Source organism: Pantoea sp. EA-12 (assembly GCF_030053355.1).
Taxonomy (GTDB): Bacteria; Pseudomonadota; Gammaproteobacteria; order Enterobacterales; family Enterobacteriaceae; genus Pantoea; species Pantoea vagans_C.
This window is the reverse complement of sequence record NZ_JASGBY010000012.1, coordinates 173,675-192,029: the sequence shown is the minus strand read 5'-3', so window position 1 is coordinate 192,029 and position 18,355 is coordinate 173,675. Positions and strand designations below refer to the sequence as shown.

The window sequence follows — 18,355 nt, the reverse complement described above, 5'->3', positions numbered from 1 at the left end:
TCAGCGCTGCGGATGCCTGCCCCGGTGCGGCCCCAGCCTGCTCATTAGCTTCAGTGCGGGTTGTCAAAAAGGGCACAATGTCTGAGGTCGTAACGCTTCTACTGCGCCGTTAATGGCGATGCTATAGAGATGATGCACATTTTACGTAGAGTGCGCATTTATGCGCACTTCTTTAAAATACTTATTATCAACTTTAACCATTAAAAATCAGGAGCCGTTATGTCACCGCAGGTAGGAGTGGGTGTGTTGATTTTCCGCGAGGGTAAATTACTGCTGGGGCGTCGCAAAGGCAGCCACGGATCGGGAGACTGGTCAGCCCCCGGCGGGCATCTGGAGTTTGGTGAATCGCCGGACGACTGTGCGCGACGGGAAGTACTGGAAGAGACCGGTTTGGTCTTGGGTGCGTTAAACAACGGCGCGTTTGTCAGCGATGTCTTCCCCGAGGTCAATAAGCACTACATCACGCTGCTGTTGGTGGCGCATAATCCACTAAGCGAACCGCAGACCCTTGAGCCGGAAAAATGTGAAGGCTGGCAGTGGTTTGCCCCGGAAAATCTGCCGCAACCGCTGTTCGCGCCACTGCGTACCTGGATTGCGCGTGACGGGCTAGAGGCACTGCAACAACTGGCACAAGCGTCTTAAAGCGCGATGGCCATGATGGTCACTGTTTCCCCTGAGATCTCCCGCTGCTCAACATCCTGCCAGCCAAAGCGGCGATAAAGTGCCTGTTGGTCCGGCGTATACAACCAGAGTGCGGGGATCGATCTTGTGCGCGCTTCAGCAATTAATCGTGTGACTAAGGCACTCCCGAGTCTTTTGCCGCGATGGTCTCGCGCCGTTATCAGCTCGCCCAACCAAAACTCACGCTCGGCGTGATCATCTAATTCGTAATGGATGATACTGGCGGTGACCATCAGTTCACCTTCAGTGCTGGTGGCGACCAAGGTGAGAGTTTGGGCATCAGCGGCATTGCGTAAGTTTAAACGCTGACGAATCACCTCGGCATCTTTCCAGTTCGCCAGGTCTGACCATTCATTGTGCAGTAATTGTGTAACGGCATTCAGTAACGGAGATTGTGGCGCCAGTCTGTGAATGTGCATTGATGATCCCCAAGTAAATGGTCGCAGTTAGCGGTCGTCATTGCCAAGCAGGGTCCGCGTAATGGTTGCACCTGGCATTATCTGCTGAATGCCTTGCTCCAGCATATCGCCCGCTTGATGTAGTGCTTCCAGTGGCATAGCCGGTAATCTTTCCAGAATAAACCACATTTGTGATTGACCCAGGCTGAGCCGGGTTCGTACGCCTTGACGCCAGTTCCAGCGGCGACACGTCACGCCTACATCATCTCGCCAAATCACCTCACCTGGTTCAGGTGATTCATGGCTTAAAACGCCTTCTTTAAATACATCGAAGTTTTCGGTGCCATCAGCACGTGTTAAATGTGGCTGACCCACATAAGCCGCTACATGTTCACCACCAACCGGGATGGCAAAACGAATGCTCACTGCATTGTAGAGATCGACAATCGGATCGATGGCAGCCATGACACCCTCGCGCTGAACCCGCTTCCGCAGAGCATCTGCTGAGCAAGGTGTACGTTTAGGTTTAGCGCCAAAACGTTTAAAAAGTTCGGCCCACTGCTGAAGGTGTTCCTCAGCCCATGGGAAGTCATCTTTCAGCATCTGTTCACAGGCATGATGTAAGGTTAGCGCACCGATTTGTGGGTTAACGGCTGGTGCAGCTTGCACAAAAATGCTCAGTGCGCAGAAGTCAGGCGCTAGTGTAGAAACTGAGGGATCGATTGACGGCTGGAAGGTGAACATCACATAATCCTTTAATGACCAATTTAGACCATAATAGTGACCGATGAAGACAAAAGTCAATAAAACGACCGAAGCAGGTTCCGACATCGACCATGTGAGTGCCGCCGTTTCACTCAGTGTGAAGACCTATCGTAAACAGCAGAAGTTATCTCTGGATGAGTTGTCGCGCCGATCAAACGTCAGCAAAGGCATGCTGGTGGACATTGAAAAAGGGACTGCCAATCCCAGTATCGCGATTCTTTGCAAAGTGGCAGCAGCGCTGGGTTTATCCGTAGCGGATATTGTCAATGTCTCTGACGATCCTCTGGCACATGTCATTGAGGCAAATGATATGCCGATACTGTGGCAAGGAGAAAAAGGCGGGCAAGCGCGTATGCTGGCGGGTACCACAGGGCCTGACATGATTGAGCTATGGCACTGGGAAATGCAACCCGGTGAGCACTTTGCATCGCCGGGGCATCCACAGCGCACCTACGAATTACTGCATGTTGCACATGGTACTCTGACTTTGACGCTTGATGACCGAGTATTGCAGGTGCGGTGTGGAAATGCCGCGGTGGCTAAAACCGAAGCACCCCATACTTACGCCAACCTTGGTGATACACCGCTAGTATTTACCATGGCGGTTGCTGAAATCCATGGCTGATAGCGGTCCTCAAACAGCAACTACCTGACTTCATTCGCGACGGCCACCGCATCTTCGCCAGCCGGAATGCGCATCGGCGCGTGTGGATCGGTGGCTGCGCGCCACACCGCCTCGGCAACATCTTCGGCTTTAGTGGTGGGCTGGGGTTGATGCATCCCTGCCATGATGCCCTCCAGCATCGGTTGATAGGCTTCGAGGAAGGTCTCCTCCATTCGTGACATGGCGTTTTTGCCGAAATCGGTGGTGGGGGCGAGGCCCGGCAACACCAGCCGGACATTGACGTTGAAGGGCTGTAACTCCAGCGCCAGCGACTCGGTAAAGGCATTCACGGCAGCCTTACTGCCGGTATACACCGCCAGCAGCGGCAGTGATTTCAGCGTCACCGTCGATGTCACATTGATCACTGTGCCGCCACGCTTGGCGCGAAACTGCGGCAGCACAGCCTGCGTCATGGCAATAGTGCCGAGAGTGTTAGTCTCAAACACCTCGCGTACTGTTGACATTGGCGTGCCTTCCAGCGCGCTCAGCACGCCAATCCCTGCGTTATTCACCAGCACGTCAATGTCTCCGGCCTCGGCAATGGCGTGTTTGATGCTGTCGGCGTTGCTGACATCCAAGGGCAACAGGCGCAGATGATCAGACACAGGGAAAAGCTCAGGGCGCGGATTGCGCATGGTCGCGATCACCTTCCAGCCGCGCTCGAGAAAATAGAGCGCCGTTGCGTGACCAAAGCCAGAAGAACAGCCGGTGATTAGAATGGTTTTCATCTTTCACTCCTGCATTGCATTGGGTAGATGCTCACTATAGAGTCAGCGATATGGACTCACTACAACGCAAAGTCCATTATTCATTCGCAGGAGTCCATAATGATTGATCCCCTGGCAGAGAAGGTGTCGCTGCTGCAACCGCAGGCCGCCTATTCAAAACGTGCGCGCGCTAATGGCCGCTGGCGTGTGCAGCGCAGTGAAACCGGGCAGCCGTTTTATTGCCTGGTGCTGGAAGGCCGCAGTCAGTTAAAGATGAAAGGGCACGATCCGATTGCGCTGGAGCAGGGCGATTTTGTTTTGATCCCCGCCGCGTGGGAATTTTGCATGACCAGCGCCGAACCGCCGGATATCGATGCACCAGAAACGTTGCCAGAGATGCTCGGCCCAGGGGAGTTCTGGATCGGCGATCGGCAGCAACCAGCAGAAGTGCAAACGCTGATTGGCTATTGCCAGTTTGCTGCGCCCGATGCGGGTTTGATCGTCTCTTTGCTGCCTCAGTTTATGCATATTCGTGGTGAATCGCGTCTCGCCACCCTGGTGCAACTGGTGATGGATGAGTGCCGCGCCCAGCGCCCAGCACGGCATGTGGTGTTAGAGCGACTGCTGGAGTTGTTATTGATAGAGGCGCTGCGCTCGATGCCACTCTGCAACGCCTGCCCTGGCGTGATGCGTGGCTTAGCGGATGAACGCCTGGCATCGGCTATCCGCGAAATGCACGCCAATCCGGCGCACGCCTGGACGGTTGCCCAACTGGCGAAAACCGCCGCGCTATCACGCTCTGCTTTCTTTGTCCGCTTTCGTGAAGCGGTGGGCGTCGCGCCGATGATGTATCTGCTCACCTGGCGCATGGCGCTGGCTAAAAACTTGCTGCGCGGTAAAAACATGGCCGTGGCGGATGTGGCTGAACGCGTGGGATATCGTTCGGCCAGCGCCTTTAGCGTGGCGTTTACCCGATACGTGGGCCAACCCCCCGCAGGATTTGCCGCTCAACAGGCGGTTTAGCGGTAGAGTTTAAGATTGCCCGTCAGGCGGGTAATTTTCTTCTTCGGCCCAATCAGGCCGATGGCCACCAGTTCAATATTTTCACTGTGAGCGCTGGCAATACGCTCGCCGTACTCATCATAGGTTTTGCAGGATTGAGCCAGTGCGCTGAAGGGCATGGCAAAGATTTCCTCGTCCGCGCAGCTGGTTTTTTGTAGCTCGCGCAAGGTGTTTCCCTCCGCCAGCAAAACCGGCAGAGGCGCATAAATCACGCCTGGGTAATTCACTCCGTCACCGCTTTGCTGGTCTGGCCCGACCAAATTATCGATTAACTTGCCAAAACTGATACCAATCACGCTGGCAGCATTCATCGCCAGCCCGGCGGGCAATTGGTTGTCGATAACAATGGTACAGCGGTGATGGTTTGCATCGAATTGCATTTGTTCACTCCTTGAGATGTTGAGTTATTCGCAGCGTGCGATCCTTGGAACGCCCGTTTAGGCTGATAAAAATTATGCTTTAGCCGAAGAGAAAAGTGCTTGCGAAAGCCATTGCAAAAACCTCCAATTAGGGATAAATCGTTCCTTAATCATCTATTACAGGAAAGGACTATCCTTCAATGAGCCTCAGCAAGACTGATATCAACATTCTCGAACTCCTGCAGCAGGATGCGCGCATTACCAATCAACAACTCGCCGATACCATTGGTCTCTCTGCATCACCCACCTGGCGTAAAGTCCGTAAGCTGGAAGAGGATCAGGTTATCCAGGGGTATCGTGCTGTCCTCAATCGTCGCAAGATTGGCCTGAATGTGATGGTCTTTGTGCGAGTCACCATCGACAGCCACAGTGAAGCCGAAGCGCGGAAGTTTGAAGCAGAGGTCACCGCGCTCGACAATGTGGTTTCTTGCTATAGCATCGGTGGTGATGCCGATTTCTTATTACAGGTGGTTTCTGCGGATATGGATGCTTACGCGGAATTTGCTATGTCAGTGATTCGCCGCTTACCGGGTATTAAAGAGATGCAGAGCATGTTTGTGTTAAAAGAAGTGAAAGGGATGAAGGGTTTGCCGTTGTAAACCATACCCCCATCGAATGGAATAACTCTTGCATCCTCTCCAGCATTAAATGCCGTCCTTTGCTGGAGATGTCCGTGAACCTCAACACCTACAAATACTTCAATGAAGTGGCCGCTACCGGCTCGATCCGGCGTGCGGCAGACCGAATGCACGTTGCGCCTTCAGCGATCAGTCGGCAGATAGCCTTGCTGGAACACACGCTGGGCGTGATGTTGCTTGAGCGAACCAACACCGGCATTCGCTTGACGCCCGCAGGTATGATGCTGGAGCGCTTTACGCGCAAGATGTGCCGTGACCTCGATCGCATCCATGAATCCATCAAGAATTTAAAAGGGCTGCGTGAAGGGGAAGTGAAAATATGGGTGATTGAAGCGGTGGTGCAGGCGATTTTGCCGCGCATCATGACCGATTTTAATGAACACTACCCGGCGATACAGTTCTCAATCAACAGCGAGTCATCCGATCGTACCATTGAGGCGATTATTCGTGACGAGATTGATATTGGCATTGTGTTCAATATGGGCGACCGCCCTGGAATAGAAGTGATTAAGCGCTGTCCTGCACCAATTCAGTGCCTGGTCTCGCCGCAACATCCGTTGGCCCAACACGCTTCTCTCACGTTGGAAGATATCTGCTTTTATCCCATCGCCTTGCCGGTTTCCAGTTTTGGCATGCGGCAAACCTTTGACCGGGTCACGCGCAGTTTGCATCTGCATCCGCAGTCTATTGTCAATACCAACAACCTGGAACTCACCAAAGCTATGGCGATAGCGGGGCGCACATTGACCATCGGGCCCAAACAGATTGCCGCGCGAGAGATTGAGCAGAATATGTTGCGTGCTATCCCGATTGATAATGACGCGATGGAATCGGCCAACATTGAAATATGCGTCCATCGCGATCGCACCCTCTCTTTTGCCGCGCATCAGTTCCTTAAGCATGTTTGCCGGGAATTTAACTAACGATATTTAGCAGCCTTAACCACCTCTTTCATAATAACTTTCCCTTATTGGTGAAATAAAAAGTGAGGAAATTGACCGGGTTATTTCACGCGCTTCAGGTGTTCTAATAGCGGCAACACGGTGTGCTGCATTCGATATTACAGGTAATAGCAATACGCATGGTATTTATTGCCCATCGAAGATTTTCAAATAGAACCTGAAATGTTTACGCCAACAAGGGGAAAGCCATGCCGGACATAATGACTAACGGAATTCGAACGCATTACGAAATTGAAGGAACGGGTCCGGCAATTATTTTTGTCTCCGGATTAGGAGGCACGGCCGCGTACTGGCAGCCACAGGTCAAGGCTTTTAAACAGGACTATACCGTGGTGACTTACGATCAACGCGGCGCTGGCAGTTCAGACCATCCAGCCGGACCTTACAGCATTGCTACCCTGGTGGAAGATTTAGTGGCGCTGATAGCGGAACTGAAGTTAGCGCGCCCGGTGCTGATTGGGCATTCAACCGGTGGTGCAATTGGCCAGTTGCTAGCAGCACATCATCCGGACTTGCTCGCAGGCATGGTGCAGTACGCCAGTTGGGCGAAATCTGATATGCATTTTAACTGGTGCTTCCGCATGCGCCGTGCGCTGCTGCTCGGCAGCACAATAGAAGAGTATGTGCACGGCAGTGCGCTGTTCTTGTATCCGCCAGAGCACATTAAAAACCATGCCGCCACGCTGTCGCCAGCCTTGCTGGCTTCGGCCACGCGCTTCCCGGCTCGCGAAGTCGTACTTAGCCGCATTGACGCCATCATGGCGCACGATGCCACTGAGCTTCTGGCCGATATTCAAACACCCACGCTGGTGCTGTGCGCGCAGGACGACATCCTGACGCCGCCTTATCAGTCGCGCTTGCTGGTGGAACATATTCCTCACGCCGAACTGAAAATCGTGCCGCAAGGTGGCCATAGCTTCTCAGAGACCGAAACCGGTCTGTTTAACCAAATCACACGCGAGTTTATCGCGGGCATTCACGCGTCAGCGTCATGAATTAAGGAGCGTCTTGATGAGCAGTTGTGAAAATCGCAATGTCGAGTTCGGTGTGTTTTTGCCGGTAGGTAATGGCGGCTGGATCACCTCCACGACCAGTCCTCAGTTGCCAGCAACCTATGACTACAACAAACAGGTGACGATTCTGGCGGAACAGCTCGGATTCGATTTCGCGCTGTCGATGGCGAAATGGCGCGGCTACGGCGGTCCATCACGTCACTGGGATGTCACGTTAGAAAGCCTGACTACCATGGCGGGCCTGGCCGAGGCCACCAGCCGCATCGGCGTCTGGGGCACGGTGCACACCATGGTGTTTCACCCGGCGGTGGTGGCGAAAATGACCGCGGTGCTGGATCAGATCTCCAACGGACGGTTTGGCCTCAACATCGTTTCCGGTTCGAATCCTACCGATCAGGGCCAGATGGGATTGTGGATGGATCTCGATCACGCCGAACGTTACGAGCTGGCCGCCGAGTGGTTGACGGTGCTGAAACGCTTGTGGAGTGAAGATCGGGTTGATCATCAGGGCAAGCACTATCAGCTCACGGACTGCATGTCGAATCCGAAACCTAAGTCTGCTCCACCCATCATCTGTGCGGGTGCCTCGGACCGCGGCTTCCTGTTCACCATGGAGCACTGCACCGGCAGCTTTATGCTCGGTTCAGATCATGATGACTTCATTAAAACCGGGCTGCGCGCCAAAGAGCTGGCGATGCAACAGGGTAAACCCGATTTCAAAACCTACGGCTTATTCACCATCGTGCCGGGCGCAACGGATGCTGAAGCGAGTGAACGCGTGGCGTTGTATGACGCAGGCGTTGACACCATCGCGCTGGACAATCAGACCCGCGAATACTCCGGTGATAAGAGCTTTAAACAAAACACCATGGCGCAACGCTTTGTTTCACAGGGTGAGCAGCGCAATTCCATGACGCGCGCGGCGCTGGTGGGGTCGGCTGAAACCATCGGTAACAAGCTGGCGGCGATCGTTAAAGGCGCACAGCTGGATGGCGTCACCGTGATTGTGCCGGACTTTATCGATGACCTGCGCATCGTCGGCACTGAGGTGCTGGAAGTGCTGGAGCATCACGGCGTGAACACCCATGCGCGAGCGTATCAAAAATCATTAAACGCATCCTAATAGCGCTGTCAAAAGCGCTTCTGTAATCAACCTTAATTACTTTGCCGGGAGTCGAACGATGAAAATAAAGATGATGGTAGCGTTAGCGGTGGCGGCGGTATTCGCCAGCAACACTGTTCAGGCAGACGAAAGCAAACCGCGTGTGGCGGCGTTATTCACCCAAACGGTGACGCAGGGCTCATGGGATATGGCGGGCTATGCGGCTTTCAAATCCATGGCAAACAAAGAGGGTTTTGCACCAAGTTATCTGGAGCACACCACCTATGAAGCTGCGCCTTCGGTGCTGCGCCAACTCGCTTCTGATGGCGTGAAACTGATTATTGCCCACTCTTCCGGCTATTCGGCCGCGATTAAAGAAGTGGCACCATCATTCCCGAATACCCAGTTCGTGCTCTACTCCTATGAAGGTTCTACCGCTAACCTGCCGAACTACTCTGCATGGTCTGTGGACTGGGACGAATACGGGTTCGTACTTGGCGCGCTGGCGGCCAGCGCCAGCAAAACTGGCCATATCGCGGTGATCAGCGGTGAGCCGATTCCTTCCGCTGAGCGTACCGTGCAGTTTATTAAGAAAGGCGCGGCCTATGTGAACCCGAAAGTGCAGGTTGATTCCGCTTATGTCGGCTCGTTTACTGATGTGGCGCGCGCCAAAGAGATTGCCACCGGGGCGATTGCGCGCGGTGCTGATTTTGTTATCCCGTCTGCCGATACCGCCGATGCGGGCATTCAACAGGCAGCGGATGAAGAGGGCGTGCTGACCATCGGTTCTTATACCGACCAATCTAAATCCTTCCCGAACTCTATCATGACCTCCACGGTGATGAACTTTGATAAATCCTACGCGGACATCGGCAAGCACTATGCCGATCACCAGTTAGGCAATCGTATCATCACGGAAAATCTGTCTACGCAAGGTTGGACTTTGTCGACGCCGTTTGCCCATGTTGATAAATCGGTGCAGGACAAAGTGTTCCAGGTCATTGCTGACCTCAAGTCCGGCAAGGTCAAGATTGAGGAGTAACCGATGACTGACCCGCTCATTGAACTCGACCATGTCTCGAAGCGTTACCCGAACGGTTTCGTGGCGCTGGAAAAGGTCTCTTTGTCACTCTATCCCGGAGAAATTCACGCGTTGTTGGGTGAGAACGGGGCGGGTAAATCCACCTTAATGAACATTCTGTATGGCGTGCACGAACCAAGTGAGGGCGGCGTGCTGATGGGCGGGCGACAAGTGATCCATCGCCGGCCCGCCGATGCTATTGCCAATGGTATCGGGATGGTGCATCAGCATTTCAAACTGGTGGCACCTTTTACTGTCGCCGAAAACCTGACGCTGGTGGCGCGCGGTGAACAACGAAAAAAGTTACGCCGTCACGATGATGTTCGTGCCTTTATGCAGCGATACGGCGTTGAACTCGATCCGGCTGCCATCGTCGGTCACTTGCCGCTGGCGTTGCAGCAGCGGGTCGAGATCCTCAAGGCGCTGGTAAACGACACCCGAGTGCTGCTGCTGGATGAGCCGTCCACCATTCTCACACCCTCGGAGATCCGCGATCTCTACGTCACGCTGCGCCGTATTAGTGATAAAGGGACCGCCGTGGCAGTGGTCACCCATAACGTGGATGAGGTACTGACCAATGCCGACCGTTACACCATCTTACGCAGGGGTAAAAACAGCGGTAGTGGGCTGACAGCAGACAGTTCGGCAGCGCAATTAGTAGAGATGATTGTTGGCCGTGCAGTCAGCAGCAGTACGCGGCTCGGGGCACAGCGTACGGCGGGCGAAGCGCAACTGCAGTTGTTGTCAGTCCATCAGCGGCCAGGCAACGGCTCTCCCGGCTTGCAGGATATCAACCTGACGCTAAATGCAGGCGAAGTGATTGGCGTCGCGGGCGTTGAAGGCAATGGGCAGAGCGAGTTGTTTGCCGTGTTGGCGGGAGAGCAGCAGCCAGAGAGCGGTGAGGTCCAACGTAGCCATGCGGAAATCACGTTGGCACTGGTACCGCAGGACCGTCATCACGAAGGTTTATCGCTGGATCTGCCGGTGTCACATAACCTGCTGTATCCCGACATTATGCAGGGTGCGTATCGCCGTTTTGGTTTGCTCAATCACGCGGCGATTGCCGTTCGTGCCAACGAGATGATCGACCAATCCGATATTCGCACCCACTCTCACGCCAGTCCGGCGCGTTCATTGTCAGGCGGTAATCAACAGAAAATTGTGGTGGCACGGGCCATGGCGCAGTCGGCCTCGATCATCGTGGTCTATCAGCCGACGCGCGGGCTGGATATCGCAGCGGCTGAAGCCGTGCTGATGCGACTGGCAGAGGCTGCGGACGCAGGTACCACGGTTTTAATCATCTCTTCCAACATCGAAGAACTGATTCGTGTGTCCGATCGCATCGTGGTGATGAACGGGGGGCGCATTACCGGTGAAGTCACCGGCGAGGCCATGAACATTGAACGCATTGGCACGCTGATGACTTCTGGTCGCAGCGAGCCAGTAAAGGCTGCAGGAGGAGTACATGTCTGAATCTATGGCCACACTGACGGAAACCCGCGCGGGTTTCCGTCGCTGGCTAACCCAGCTCAGCGCATCGCGTTCGCTATGGGTCACGCTCACCGCCTTTATCGGATCGCTGATCCTCGGTCTGGCGCTGATCGCCGCGCTTGGCGTGCCGCTGCAAGCCGCGATCAGCACCGCCTTTGAGGGCGCATTGGGTTCGGTGCGTGCGCTCTCCGATACGCTGGTATTTATGACGCCGCGTCTGTTAGTGGCGCTTGGCGCACTGATTGCCATCCGCGGCGGGATGTTCAATCTCGGTGGCGAGGGGCAACTGCAAATGGGGGCTATTGGTGCCATGTTGCCGTTTTTGGCATTTGGCGATGTCGGTCCTTTGCTGTTGCCGCTGGCCATTCTGAGTGGTGCGCTGTGCGGGGCAATATGGGGCGCAATTCCAGCCTTACTGAAACTGTGGCGCGGCGTAGATGAAATCATCGTGACGCTAATGATGAACTTTATCGCCATCTACACGCTGAAATATCTGGTGCAAGGGCCGATGCGTCCTGTGGGTTCTAATTTCAATATGTCTGCACAGATTCCTGCGGATGGCGTATTCCAGCAGGTGATTGAAGGCACGCGTCTGCACGCTGGGGTATTTCTGGCACTGCTGATTGCCTTGGCCGTATGGGTGATGCTGAACCACACCGCGTTTGGTCTTCGGTTACGTGCCAGCGGACAAAGTCCCCGTTTTGTCCGGTTGCAGGGCCAATCGGCGACGAAAACTGTGCTGACCAGCATGGCGATTTCCGGCGCGGTCAGTGGGCTGGCTGGCACCTTTGAAGTGCTGGGCGTGCAGTATCGACTGATTGACGGCTTTTCCTCTGGGTTGGGGTTCGAAGGATTAGCGGTGTCGTTTTTGGCTGGGCTACAGCCGTTTGGCGCAGTAATCGTCTCGTTCTATTTTGGCGCAATCAATAGCGCAGCGCTGGCATTGCAGAGCACCTTCTCGATTCCGGCAGCACTGGCTGATGTGCTGGGCGGCATGCCGATTTTGATTCTGGCGGTATTGAGCGGCGTGATGCTGGTGAAAGGGAGGCCGGTATGGAATTCAACACTGTAACCCTGGCGCTGTTTTTAGCAGGGGGATTGCGCCTGTGTGTGCCGGTATTACTGGCCGCGTTGGGCGAAACTATTTCTGAGCGCGCAGGGGTTTTCACCATCGGACTGGAAGGTTTGATGTTGTTCGGGGCGGCATCTTCCGCACTGGGATTAATGTTCAGCGGTTCACCGATCATCGCGCTACTGATCGGCATGTTAGGGGGCTGTCTGGCAGCACTGCTGCTGGCACTGGGCACGGTGCTGGCGCGCGCCAATCAGATTGTAATGGGCATTGGTTTTAACCTGTTCGCCATTGGCGTGACTTCGTTGATGCGTCAGCTGTGGCTGAGTGGTGCGCCACCAGCGGGATCGATGCGGGCTGTTTCCATGATGAAGTTGCCGGGGCTGTCAGATTTACCGGTGGTGGGTCGCGCACTGTTTTCTCAAAGCCCGGTATTTTACATCGCGGTACTGGTCGCGGTGGCGCTCTGGGCACTGTTGCGCTTTACCCGTGCGGGCTTATTGATCCGAGCCGTGGGTGAGAACGCCATGGCCGCCGATGCAGCCGGTCACTCCGTGCTAACTATCCGCTTTAGCGCCACCTTGTTCACCGGCGTGATGGCCGGATTAGGCGGAGCCTATCTGTGCATCGTGGCCTCGGGTGGCACCTTCGTTGACAACATGACGGCCGGGCGTGGCTATCTGGCGATTGCAATCACGATCTTTGCGCGCTGGATGCCGCTGCGAGTGCTGTTAGTGGCTATTGTACTTGGCCTGCTCGAAGCCTTGCAGTTCCAGGGGCAGTACATCGGCGTGAATATCGCGCCATCACTGCTGATGGCGATGCCGTTTGCCGTGGCGCTGATTGCCTGGGTGATGATGGGTAAAGCAGGCGCAGCGCCTGCTGATCTCGGGCGGCCTTTCTTACGTGGTTCCAGAAGTTAATCATTTCAATAATCAGGAGAAAAAGATGAATCAGGCAATCAATCCGGAAGGCTGGATTATCGGTAAAACCGCCACAGGGCTTAACCACCTCAACTGGGGCGTAAAAGCCGGCAACCATGTTTACGTCGCCGGGATGCTTTCTACCGATCCGGTGGATGGCAGCCTTGTGGGTATCGGTGATATCGAAGTACAAACCCGTCGCGTGCTCGACAGCATCAAAGTGGTGCTGGAGTCAGCAGGCAGCAGTATGGATCACGTGGTGATGAATCAAATTTTCCTGCGCGACCTCGACGATTACCACAAATTCAACGAAATCTACGTGAGCTATTTCCCGACGATTCTCCCGGCGCGTTTCTGCGTGAAGCTGGAGATGGTACGCCCAGAGTTCTTGGTGGAGATCGCCACTACCGCCGTGATCCCGCAATAAATAGCGGACTTTAATCGCACTGAGGATGTTTGCATGCAATACCGTTATCTCGGGCGCAGTGGGCTGAAGGTCTCTGAAATCTGCCTTGGCACCATGATGTTTGGTGGTGCCACGGATGAAGCCACCTCGCAGCGCATCATTGCCGACGCCCGCGCCAGTGGCGTCAACTTTATCGATACCGCCGATATGTATAACAAGGGTGACTCTGAGCGCGTGGTCGGCCGGGCGATCGCCACCGACCGCGACAGTTGGGTGCTGGCAACCAAAGTCGGTAACCCGATGGGCGATGGGCCGAATCAACGCGGCATGTCGCGCAAATGGATTCGCGAAGCAGTACATGGCTCATTAACGCGGCTCGGCACGGATTACATCGACGTGCTCTATATGCACAAGGCCGATTTCGCTGCACCGCTGGAGGAGATGGTCTTAGCCTTTGCTGACCTGATTCGTGAAGGCAAAATCGGTTACTTTGCGGTGTCGAATTTCAAAGCCTGGCGCTTAGCGGAGACCGTGCGTTTGGCGCGGGAAGCGGGCATCAGCGGGCCGGTTGCCACCCAGCCACTGTATAACCTGGTGAACCGCGAAGCCGAAGTGGAAGTGTTACCGTCCGCCGCGTATTTCGGCGCGGGGGCCGTCTGCTACAGCCCGTTAGCCCGCGGTATTCTGACCGGTAAGTATGCGGTTGGCGCTGCTCCGGATAGCAACAGCCGGGCGGGTCGCGCCGATCCCCGCATGATGGAAGCCGAATGGCGACCGGAATCCTTGCAGGTGGCAAGTGAGCTGGCAGCCTATGCCGAACGTACCGGACGCAAGCCAGCGCATTTCGCCCAGCAATGGGTGATGCGCAATCAACTCGTAACCAGCACGTTAGTGGGGCCGCGCACTTTCGAGCAGTGGCAAGATGGCCTTGCTGCGCTGGATTGCCCCTGGACAGAGGATGATGAGGTGTTTTGCGATCGCTTAGTCTCACCCGGCAAAAGCTCTACCCTCGGACCGGTTGATCCTCATCATCCGATTGAAGGGCGGATTGCTCGTTCCTTTAGCGAGGGTGCATGATGACAGACGCTCTGGTTTTACCCTCTGTTGCCGATGCCTATCGCGGTGGAATGCGCCAGCTCGCCGCTGGCGTTTGCCTGATTACTACGCGCTTTAATCATTTGCCTGGCGGAATGATTGCCACGGCAGTGACCTCCGTCAGTGCGGAACCGCCAACGCTGTTGGTATGCGTCAATCGCAGCGCATCGATGTTTGAGATGATTGCGAAGAGTGGCCATTTTTGCGTCAACGTGTTGGCGGCAGAAGCGTTAGAACTGGTGGATGTTTTCAGCAACTCGGCACGTCGTGATGAACGTTTTGCCACTGGACAATGGCAGGATGATGCGCAGGGTTCACCGATGGCAGCCGACGCGCTGGTGGCGTTTTCGTGCCGCGTGGCCAACACCGTCGACTGGCATACCCACGCGATTTTCCTCGGAGAGGTGACGGAAGTGATGCACCCTAAAGTCGATGGGCGTCCTTTGGTGTATCTGGATCGCGGGTTTCATCAGTTGAGTGAATTGTAGCGGCAGCGGGCGGCCATCAGGCCGCCCATTAGGTGCTACGGCAACATAATCACCACATCAATCTCCAGCAACAGTTCCGGTTCTGCCAGTGCTGAAATCTGAAACAGCGTACTGGCGGGCAATTCCAGTCCGGCAAAAAAACGCTGCCGTACCGGATGGATGTGAGGCACCAGCGCTAAATCGGTCACGTAAGTCGTGGTGCGCACAATCCAGTCACGTTGCGCACCCAACCCCTCCAGAAGCAGATCGATATTGGCATAAACCTGCTCAACCTGCTGCTTCATATCACCGATGCCCACCACATTGCCTTCGGCATCCCAGGCGACCTGGCCGGTAGGAAAAACCGGCGTACCCGGCCGAATTTTAACGTGATTGTAATAGCTACGCGCTTTTAAACCGGCGGGGTTGATGATGCTCATATCGTTCCTTTATCTGTCACTGTGGCGAAATGCCATAGCATCAAAACTACCATCTGCCGGGCACGACAGGTAAACGTAACCCGGCAACACCGTGTTGCGCACATCGCAACACGCGAGAACTACAAACGCTTTTGCGACGCGGCGTCAAACAGCATGGCGCGTGAGTAATCCATCTGCACCGGGATAATATCGCCGGGTGCAGCACCGGAACGCTGAGTGGTAAACAGCATTACGTCATGGCCGTGAATCGTGCCATGAATCAACTCAGATAAGCCGGTGGGTTCGACCAGCGACACTTCCAGTGGTAAGGCGTGAGCCGCGTCCGCCGCAGCCAGCGCGATGTTTTCAGGGCGGATACCGTAAATCACTTCACGGCCATCCTGCTGAACCGTCCACGCAGGATTGGCAGGCAAACAGGTGTTATCACTGATGCGCACCCCTTCGCAGCTGACCACCCCGTTGATAAAGTTCATGGAAGGCGATCCGATAAAGCTGGCGACAAACTTATTGATCGGCGTGTCGTAGAGTTCTAACGGTGTGCCCACCTGCTGAATCACACCATGATTGAGCACCACGATACGATCCGCTAACGTCATCGCTTCGACCTGGTCGTGTGTGACATACACGATGGTGTTGTTCATCTGCTGGTGCAGACGTTTAATCTCCACGCGCATCTTGCCGCGCAACTGCGCATCCAGGTTGGAAAGAGGCTCATCAAACAGAAACACCTGCGGTTGACGCACAATGGCACGGCCCATCGCCACACGCTGACGTTGCCCGCCTGACAGCTCTTTTGGTCGACGATCCAGTAGATGCGTCAGATTCAGAATGTCCGCCGCGCGTTTCACTTTCTCTTCTATCTCTGCGCGTGGGCGCTTTTGAATCTCAAGGCTGAAGCCCATATTGCGCGCCACGGTGAGGTGCGGATAGAGCGCATAGCTTTGAAACACCATCGAGATATCACGATCCTTGGGCGCAACATCGTTCATCAGCTGTTTGCCGATGCGGATATCGCCGCCACTCGCTAGTTCTAATCCGGCGATGGTACGCAGCAGCGTTGATTTGCCACAGCCGGATGGCCCCACCAGCACCACGAACTCGCCGTCGTTGATGGTCAGGTTGATATCGCGCAGCACTTCAACATTGCCGTAGCGTTTGTCGATCTGCGCCAGTGTAATTTCTGCCATGTATTACCCCTTAACCGCGCCAGCGGTGAGACCCTGAACCAGATAACGTTGAATAAAGGCAAAGAACAGACAGGCGGGAATCAGTGCCATCACCGCTGCTGCCATCATCTCGCCCCAGGAAACGGCAAACTTAGAGACGAAGCTGAGCAGTCCCACCGGGAAAGTCATCACTTCGTTTTTGTTGATTAGCATTAGCGAGAACAGCAACTCGCTCCATGCCGCGGTGAAGACGAATCCCAGCGTGGCGGCCATGCCGGGCAGTGTGAGCGGCACTAAAACACGATACAGCGCCTGAAAACGGGTACAGCCCTCCAGCATCGCCGACTCTTCGAGGTCTTTGGGGATAGCATCAAAAAATGACTGCATCAAAAAGGTGGCAAACGGCACGTTGAACGCGGTGTAGATCAGGATCAGCCCCAACAGACTGTTGGTCAGACCCAGCGGAGCCATCACGCGATAGATCGGTGCAATGATCATCACCAGCGGGAACATCTGGGTGAACAGCAACAGTGCCGCCATCACCACTTTGCCGCGAAATTGAAAACGTGAGAACGCGTAGCCTGCGCCGGTGGCAATCAAGGTGGTAAGCAAAGCGGTGCTAAAAGAGACGATCAGGCTGTTACTGAAAAACGTCGGGAAATCACTGTCAGTCAGCACTTTCTGGAAATGACCGAGCGTAAAGCCTTTCGGCCACAACGTGACGCCCTGGCTAAACAGCAGCTGATCCGGGGTCACCGAAATTTTGATAATCCAATACAACGGGAACAGTGCAAACAGTAAGTACAACGCGATACTGAAGCGATGTCCGATCAGCGGTAACAATTTCATAGGCTCTCCTTATTTCAGCAGTTGATGGCGGATACGCAGCAATACCAGCGCGTAACAGGTCATCAGCAGCAACAGGAATACCGCCATCGCCGAGGCATAACCGAAGTCAAGTTTGCGGTAGGCAGTGGTAAAGATGTAGCTGGAGAGAATCGAGGTCGATCCCGCGGGGCCGCCGTCGGTCATCACCACAATCAGATCGGCGAAATTCGCAATCCAGATGGTACGCAACATCACGGTGATGGCGATCATTGGCGCCAGGAACGGCAGTGTGACGCGGCAGAACTGCTGCCAGCCGCTGGCACCGTCTATCGAGGCGGCTTCATACAGGTCTTTCGGGATGGATTGCAACGCCGCCAGTAGCGTGATGGCAAAGAACGGGATGCCAAACCACACGTTAGCGATGATCGGCCCCCACATGGCCAGTTGGGGATCGGAGAGAATGTTATAAGGCTCACTGAGCAATCCCAAGTCACTCAGCCATTGTGGCAGCGGACCTACCACTGGGTTGAGCAGCCATGACCACGTCAGACCCGAGAGGAAGGCGGGTACTGCCCAAGGTAAAAACACCAGCGCCTGTACCCAGCGACGAAAACGAAACTCGCGATTGAGCAGCAAGGCCAGAGCGAGGCCCAACAGGAACTGCAGCAGTAGGGAACTGAGCGTCCAGTTGAGCGTGTGCCCAAGCGCCTTAAAGAAGCGCCGGTCATCAAACATCTCAGCAAAGTTGTCCCAGCCGACCCAACCGGAATCCATCGGATTGAGCAGGTTCATGCTCTGGAACGCATACGAGATACCGATCGCCATCGGAACAAAGATAAACAGGGCGATCAGCAGTAAGCCTGGTGAGAGATAAAACCAGGGTTCAGCCAGCCGCAGCCAGCGCGCATAGCGCGGGCGCGGAGAGCTGGCGGGCAGTGAAGTTTCAAGCATCATCATTGTTCTCCGCGCTGCGTT

General features: G+C 55.0%; 22 protein-coding genes. 14 read left to right on the top strand and 8 right to left on the bottom strand.

Annotated elements, in window-relative coordinates; translation table 11 throughout:
- Positions 1–219: 219 nt before the first annotated feature.
- Positions 220–642, top strand: a complete 423-nt coding sequence (locus QMZ30_RS18350; protein ID WP_283228488.1) for a nucleotide triphosphate diphosphatase NUDT15 — start codon at positions 220–222, stop codon at positions 640–642.
- On the opposite strand, the gene QMZ30_RS18345 is transcribed toward QMZ30_RS18350, so the two are convergent.
- Positions 639–1,100 carry a GNAT family N-acetyltransferase gene (locus tag QMZ30_RS18345; protein ID WP_283228487.1) on the bottom strand — a complete coding sequence of 154 codons (462 nt, stop codon included), beginning with the start codon at positions 1,098–1,100 and terminating at the stop codon, positions 639–641. The two genes, QMZ30_RS18350 and QMZ30_RS18345, sit on opposite strands and share 4 nt — an antisense overlap.
- Positions 1,101–1,127: 27 nt before the next feature.
- Positions 1,128–1,823, bottom strand: coding sequence for a B3/B4 domain-containing protein (locus QMZ30_RS18340; RefSeq protein WP_283228493.1), 696 nt, complete (start codon positions 1,821–1,823; stop codon positions 1,128–1,130).
- A 43-nt stretch (positions 1,824–1,866) separates the two neighbouring features.
- Here QMZ30_RS18340 and QMZ30_RS18335 point away from each other — a divergent pair, with 43 nt between their 5' ends.
- Positions 1,867–2,469 (top strand): helix-turn-helix domain-containing protein, encoded by a 603-nt coding sequence (locus tag QMZ30_RS18335; RefSeq protein WP_283228486.1) that lies wholly within the window; start codon positions 1,867–1,869, stop codon positions 2,467–2,469.
- 20 nt (positions 2,470–2,489) lie between these two features.
- Here QMZ30_RS18335 and QMZ30_RS18330 read toward each other — a convergent pair whose 3' ends face one another.
- Entirely contained in the window at positions 2,490–3,236 is a 747-nt protein-coding gene (locus QMZ30_RS18330) for an SDR family oxidoreductase (RefSeq protein ID WP_283228485.1), read from the bottom strand.
- 99 nt (positions 3,237–3,335) lie between these two features.
- Between QMZ30_RS18330 and QMZ30_RS18325 the strand changes: the two genes are divergently transcribed.
- Positions 3,336–4,238 (top strand): AraC family transcriptional regulator, encoded by a 903-nt coding sequence (locus QMZ30_RS18325; protein WP_283228484.1) that lies wholly within the window; start codon positions 3,336–3,338, stop codon positions 4,236–4,238.
- Here QMZ30_RS18325 and QMZ30_RS18320 read toward each other — a convergent pair.
- Entirely contained in the window at positions 4,235–4,657 is a 423-nt protein-coding gene (locus QMZ30_RS18320; RefSeq protein ID WP_283228483.1) for a DUF2000 domain-containing protein, read from the bottom strand. The genes QMZ30_RS18325 and QMZ30_RS18320 overlap by 4 nt on opposite strands.
- Before the next feature lie 179 nt (positions 4,658–4,836).
- On the opposite strand from QMZ30_RS18320, the gene QMZ30_RS18315 reads away from it, so the two are divergent.
- The 11 genes from QMZ30_RS18315 (at position 4,837) to QMZ30_RS18265 (ending at position 14,967) form a co-directional block, all read left to right on the top strand.
- A complete protein-coding gene (locus tag QMZ30_RS18315; RefSeq protein ID WP_283228482.1) occupies positions 4,837–5,295 on the top strand; it encodes an Lrp/AsnC family transcriptional regulator in 459 nt (152 codons plus the stop codon).
- A gap of 74 nt (positions 5,296–5,369) precedes the next feature.
- Entirely contained in the window at positions 5,370–6,257 is an 888-nt protein-coding gene (locus QMZ30_RS18310; protein WP_283228481.1) for a LysR family transcriptional regulator, read from the top strand.
- 239 nt (positions 6,258–6,496) lie between these two features.
- The gene (locus QMZ30_RS18305) at positions 6,497–7,291 is read left to right on the top strand and encodes an alpha/beta fold hydrolase (RefSeq protein WP_283228480.1); all 795 of its coding nucleotides are present in this window, start codon (positions 6,497–6,499) and stop codon (positions 7,289–7,291) included.
- A gap of 16 nt (positions 7,292–7,307) precedes the next feature.
- Positions 7,308–8,432 (top strand): LLM class flavin-dependent oxidoreductase, encoded by a 1,125-nt coding sequence (locus QMZ30_RS18300; RefSeq protein ID WP_283228479.1) that lies wholly within the window; start codon positions 7,308–7,310, stop codon positions 8,430–8,432.
- A gap of 58 nt (positions 8,433–8,490) precedes the next feature.
- Positions 8,491–9,453: a BMP family protein gene (locus QMZ30_RS18295; protein WP_283228478.1), complete on the top strand. Its 963-nt coding sequence runs from the start codon at positions 8,491–8,493 to the stop codon at positions 9,451–9,453.
- 3 nt (positions 9,454–9,456) lie between these two features.
- The gene (locus QMZ30_RS18290) at positions 9,457–10,965 is read left to right on the top strand and encodes an ABC transporter ATP-binding protein (RefSeq protein ID WP_283228477.1); all 1,509 of its coding nucleotides are present in this window, start codon (positions 9,457–9,459) and stop codon (positions 10,963–10,965) included.
- Positions 10,958–12,055: an ABC transporter permease gene (locus QMZ30_RS18285; protein WP_283228476.1), complete on the top strand. Its 1,098-nt coding sequence runs from the start codon at positions 10,958–10,960 to the stop codon at positions 12,053–12,055. Before QMZ30_RS18290 ends, QMZ30_RS18285 begins: the two co-directional genes overlap by 8 nt.
- Positions 12,037–12,978, top strand: a complete 942-nt coding sequence (locus tag QMZ30_RS18280) for an ABC transporter permease (protein ID WP_283228475.1) — start codon at positions 12,037–12,039, stop codon at positions 12,976–12,978. Before QMZ30_RS18285 ends, QMZ30_RS18280 begins: the two co-directional genes overlap by 19 nt.
- 25 nt (positions 12,979–13,003) lie before the next feature.
- On the top strand, positions 13,004–13,405 hold the full coding sequence (locus tag QMZ30_RS18275; protein ID WP_058972416.1) for a RidA family protein: 402 nt from the start codon (positions 13,004–13,006) through the stop codon (positions 13,403–13,405).
- A 33-nt stretch (positions 13,406–13,438) separates the two neighbouring features.
- On the top strand, positions 13,439–14,461 hold the full coding sequence (locus tag QMZ30_RS18270; protein WP_283228474.1) for an aldo/keto reductase: 1,023 nt from the start codon (positions 13,439–13,441) through the stop codon (positions 14,459–14,461).
- Complete coding sequence (locus tag QMZ30_RS18265) at positions 14,458–14,967, top strand: flavin reductase family protein (RefSeq protein ID WP_283228473.1); 510 nt, start codon at positions 14,458–14,460, stop codon at positions 14,965–14,967. Before QMZ30_RS18270 ends, QMZ30_RS18265 begins: the two co-directional genes overlap by 4 nt.
- A 35-nt stretch (positions 14,968–15,002) precedes the next feature.
- Here the strand turns inward: QMZ30_RS18265 and QMZ30_RS18260 are convergent, their stop codons facing one another.
- The 4 genes from QMZ30_RS18260 to QMZ30_RS18245 form a co-directional block, all read right to left on the bottom strand.
- On the bottom strand, positions 15,003–15,386 hold the full coding sequence (locus tag QMZ30_RS18260; RefSeq protein WP_283228472.1) for a RidA family protein: 384 nt from the start codon (positions 15,384–15,386) through the stop codon (positions 15,003–15,005).
- Positions 15,387–15,505: 119 nt separating this feature from the next.
- Positions 15,506–16,573 carry an ABC transporter ATP-binding protein gene (locus QMZ30_RS18255; protein WP_283228471.1) on the bottom strand — a complete coding sequence of 356 codons (1,068 nt, stop codon included), beginning with the start codon at positions 16,571–16,573 and terminating at the stop codon, positions 15,506–15,508.
- Positions 16,574–16,576: 3 nt separating this feature from the next.
- A complete protein-coding gene (locus tag QMZ30_RS18250; RefSeq protein ID WP_058972412.1) occupies positions 16,577–17,401 on the bottom strand; it encodes a carbohydrate ABC transporter permease in 825 nt (274 codons plus the stop codon).
- Between the two features lie 9 nt (positions 17,402–17,410).
- Positions 17,411–18,337 (bottom strand): carbohydrate ABC transporter permease, encoded by a 927-nt coding sequence (locus QMZ30_RS18245; RefSeq protein WP_283228470.1) that lies wholly within the window; start codon positions 18,335–18,337, stop codon positions 17,411–17,413.
- Positions 18,338–18,355 lie beyond the last annotated feature (18 nt).

What these genes read in the sequence shown, in the direction of transcription:
- QMZ30_RS18260 (WP_283228472.1), bottom strand. Translation starts at nt 15,386, where the DNA reads ATGAGCATCATCAACCCCGCCGGTTTAAAAGCGCGTAGCTATTACAAT.
- QMZ30_RS18255 (WP_283228471.1), bottom strand. Translation starts at nt 16,573, where the DNA reads ATGGCAGAAATTACACTGGCGCAGATCGACAAACGCTACGGCAATGTT.
- QMZ30_RS18345 (WP_283228487.1), bottom strand. Translation starts at nt 1,100, where the DNA reads ATGCACATTCACAGACTGGCGCCACAATCTCCGTTACTGAATGCCGTT.
- QMZ30_RS18280 (WP_283228475.1), top strand. Translation starts at nt 12,037, where the DNA reads ATGGAATTCAACACTGTAACCCTGGCGCTGTTTTTAGCAGGGGGATTG.
- QMZ30_RS18290 (WP_283228477.1), top strand. Translation starts at nt 9,457, where the DNA reads ATGACTGACCCGCTCATTGAACTCGACCATGTCTCGAAGCGTTACCCG.
- QMZ30_RS18270 (WP_283228474.1), top strand. Translation starts at nt 13,439, where the DNA reads ATGCAATACCGTTATCTCGGGCGCAGTGGGCTGAAGGTCTCTGAAATC.
- QMZ30_RS18305 (WP_283228480.1), top strand. Translation starts at nt 6,497, where the DNA reads ATGACTAACGGAATTCGAACGCATTACGAAATTGAAGGAACGGGTCCG.
- QMZ30_RS18335 (WP_283228486.1), top strand. Translation starts at nt 1,867, where the DNA reads ATGAAGACAAAAGTCAATAAAACGACCGAAGCAGGTTCCGACATCGAC.
- QMZ30_RS18330 (WP_283228485.1), bottom strand. Translation starts at nt 3,236, where the DNA reads ATGAAAACCATTCTAATCACCGGCTGTTCTTCTGGCTTTGGTCACGCA.
- QMZ30_RS18340 (WP_283228493.1), bottom strand. Translation starts at nt 1,823, where the DNA reads ATGTTCACCTTCCAGCCGTCAATCGATCCCTCAGTTTCTACACTAGCG.
- QMZ30_RS18325 (WP_283228484.1), top strand. Translation starts at nt 3,336, where the DNA reads ATGATTGATCCCCTGGCAGAGAAGGTGTCGCTGCTGCAACCGCAGGCC.
- QMZ30_RS18295 (WP_283228478.1), top strand. Translation starts at nt 8,491, where the DNA reads ATGAAAATAAAGATGATGGTAGCGTTAGCGGTGGCGGCGGTATTCGCC.
- QMZ30_RS18350 (WP_283228488.1), top strand. Translation starts at nt 220, where the DNA reads ATGTCACCGCAGGTAGGAGTGGGTGTGTTGATTTTCCGCGAGGGTAAA.
- QMZ30_RS18285 (WP_283228476.1), top strand. Translation starts at nt 10,958, where the DNA reads ATGTCTGAATCTATGGCCACACTGACGGAAACCCGCGCGGGTTTCCGT.
- QMZ30_RS18300 (WP_283228479.1), top strand. Translation starts at nt 7,308, where the DNA reads ATGAGCAGTTGTGAAAATCGCAATGTCGAGTTCGGTGTGTTTTTGCCG.
- QMZ30_RS18245 (WP_283228470.1), bottom strand. Translation starts at nt 18,337, where the DNA reads ATGATGATGCTTGAAACTTCACTGCCCGCCAGCTCTCCGCGCCCGCGC.
- QMZ30_RS18315 (WP_283228482.1), top strand. Translation starts at nt 4,837, where the DNA reads ATGAGCCTCAGCAAGACTGATATCAACATTCTCGAACTCCTGCAGCAG.
- QMZ30_RS18320 (WP_283228483.1), bottom strand. Translation starts at nt 4,657, where the DNA reads ATGCAATTCGATGCAAACCATCACCGCTGTACCATTGTTATCGACAAC.
- QMZ30_RS18265 (WP_283228473.1), top strand. Translation starts at nt 14,458, where the DNA reads ATGATGACAGACGCTCTGGTTTTACCCTCTGTTGCCGATGCCTATCGC.
- QMZ30_RS18275 (WP_058972416.1), top strand. Translation starts at nt 13,004, where the DNA reads ATGAATCAGGCAATCAATCCGGAAGGCTGGATTATCGGTAAAACCGCC.
- QMZ30_RS18250 (WP_058972412.1), bottom strand. Translation starts at nt 17,401, where the DNA reads ATGAAATTGTTACCGCTGATCGGACATCGCTTCAGTATCGCGTTGTAC.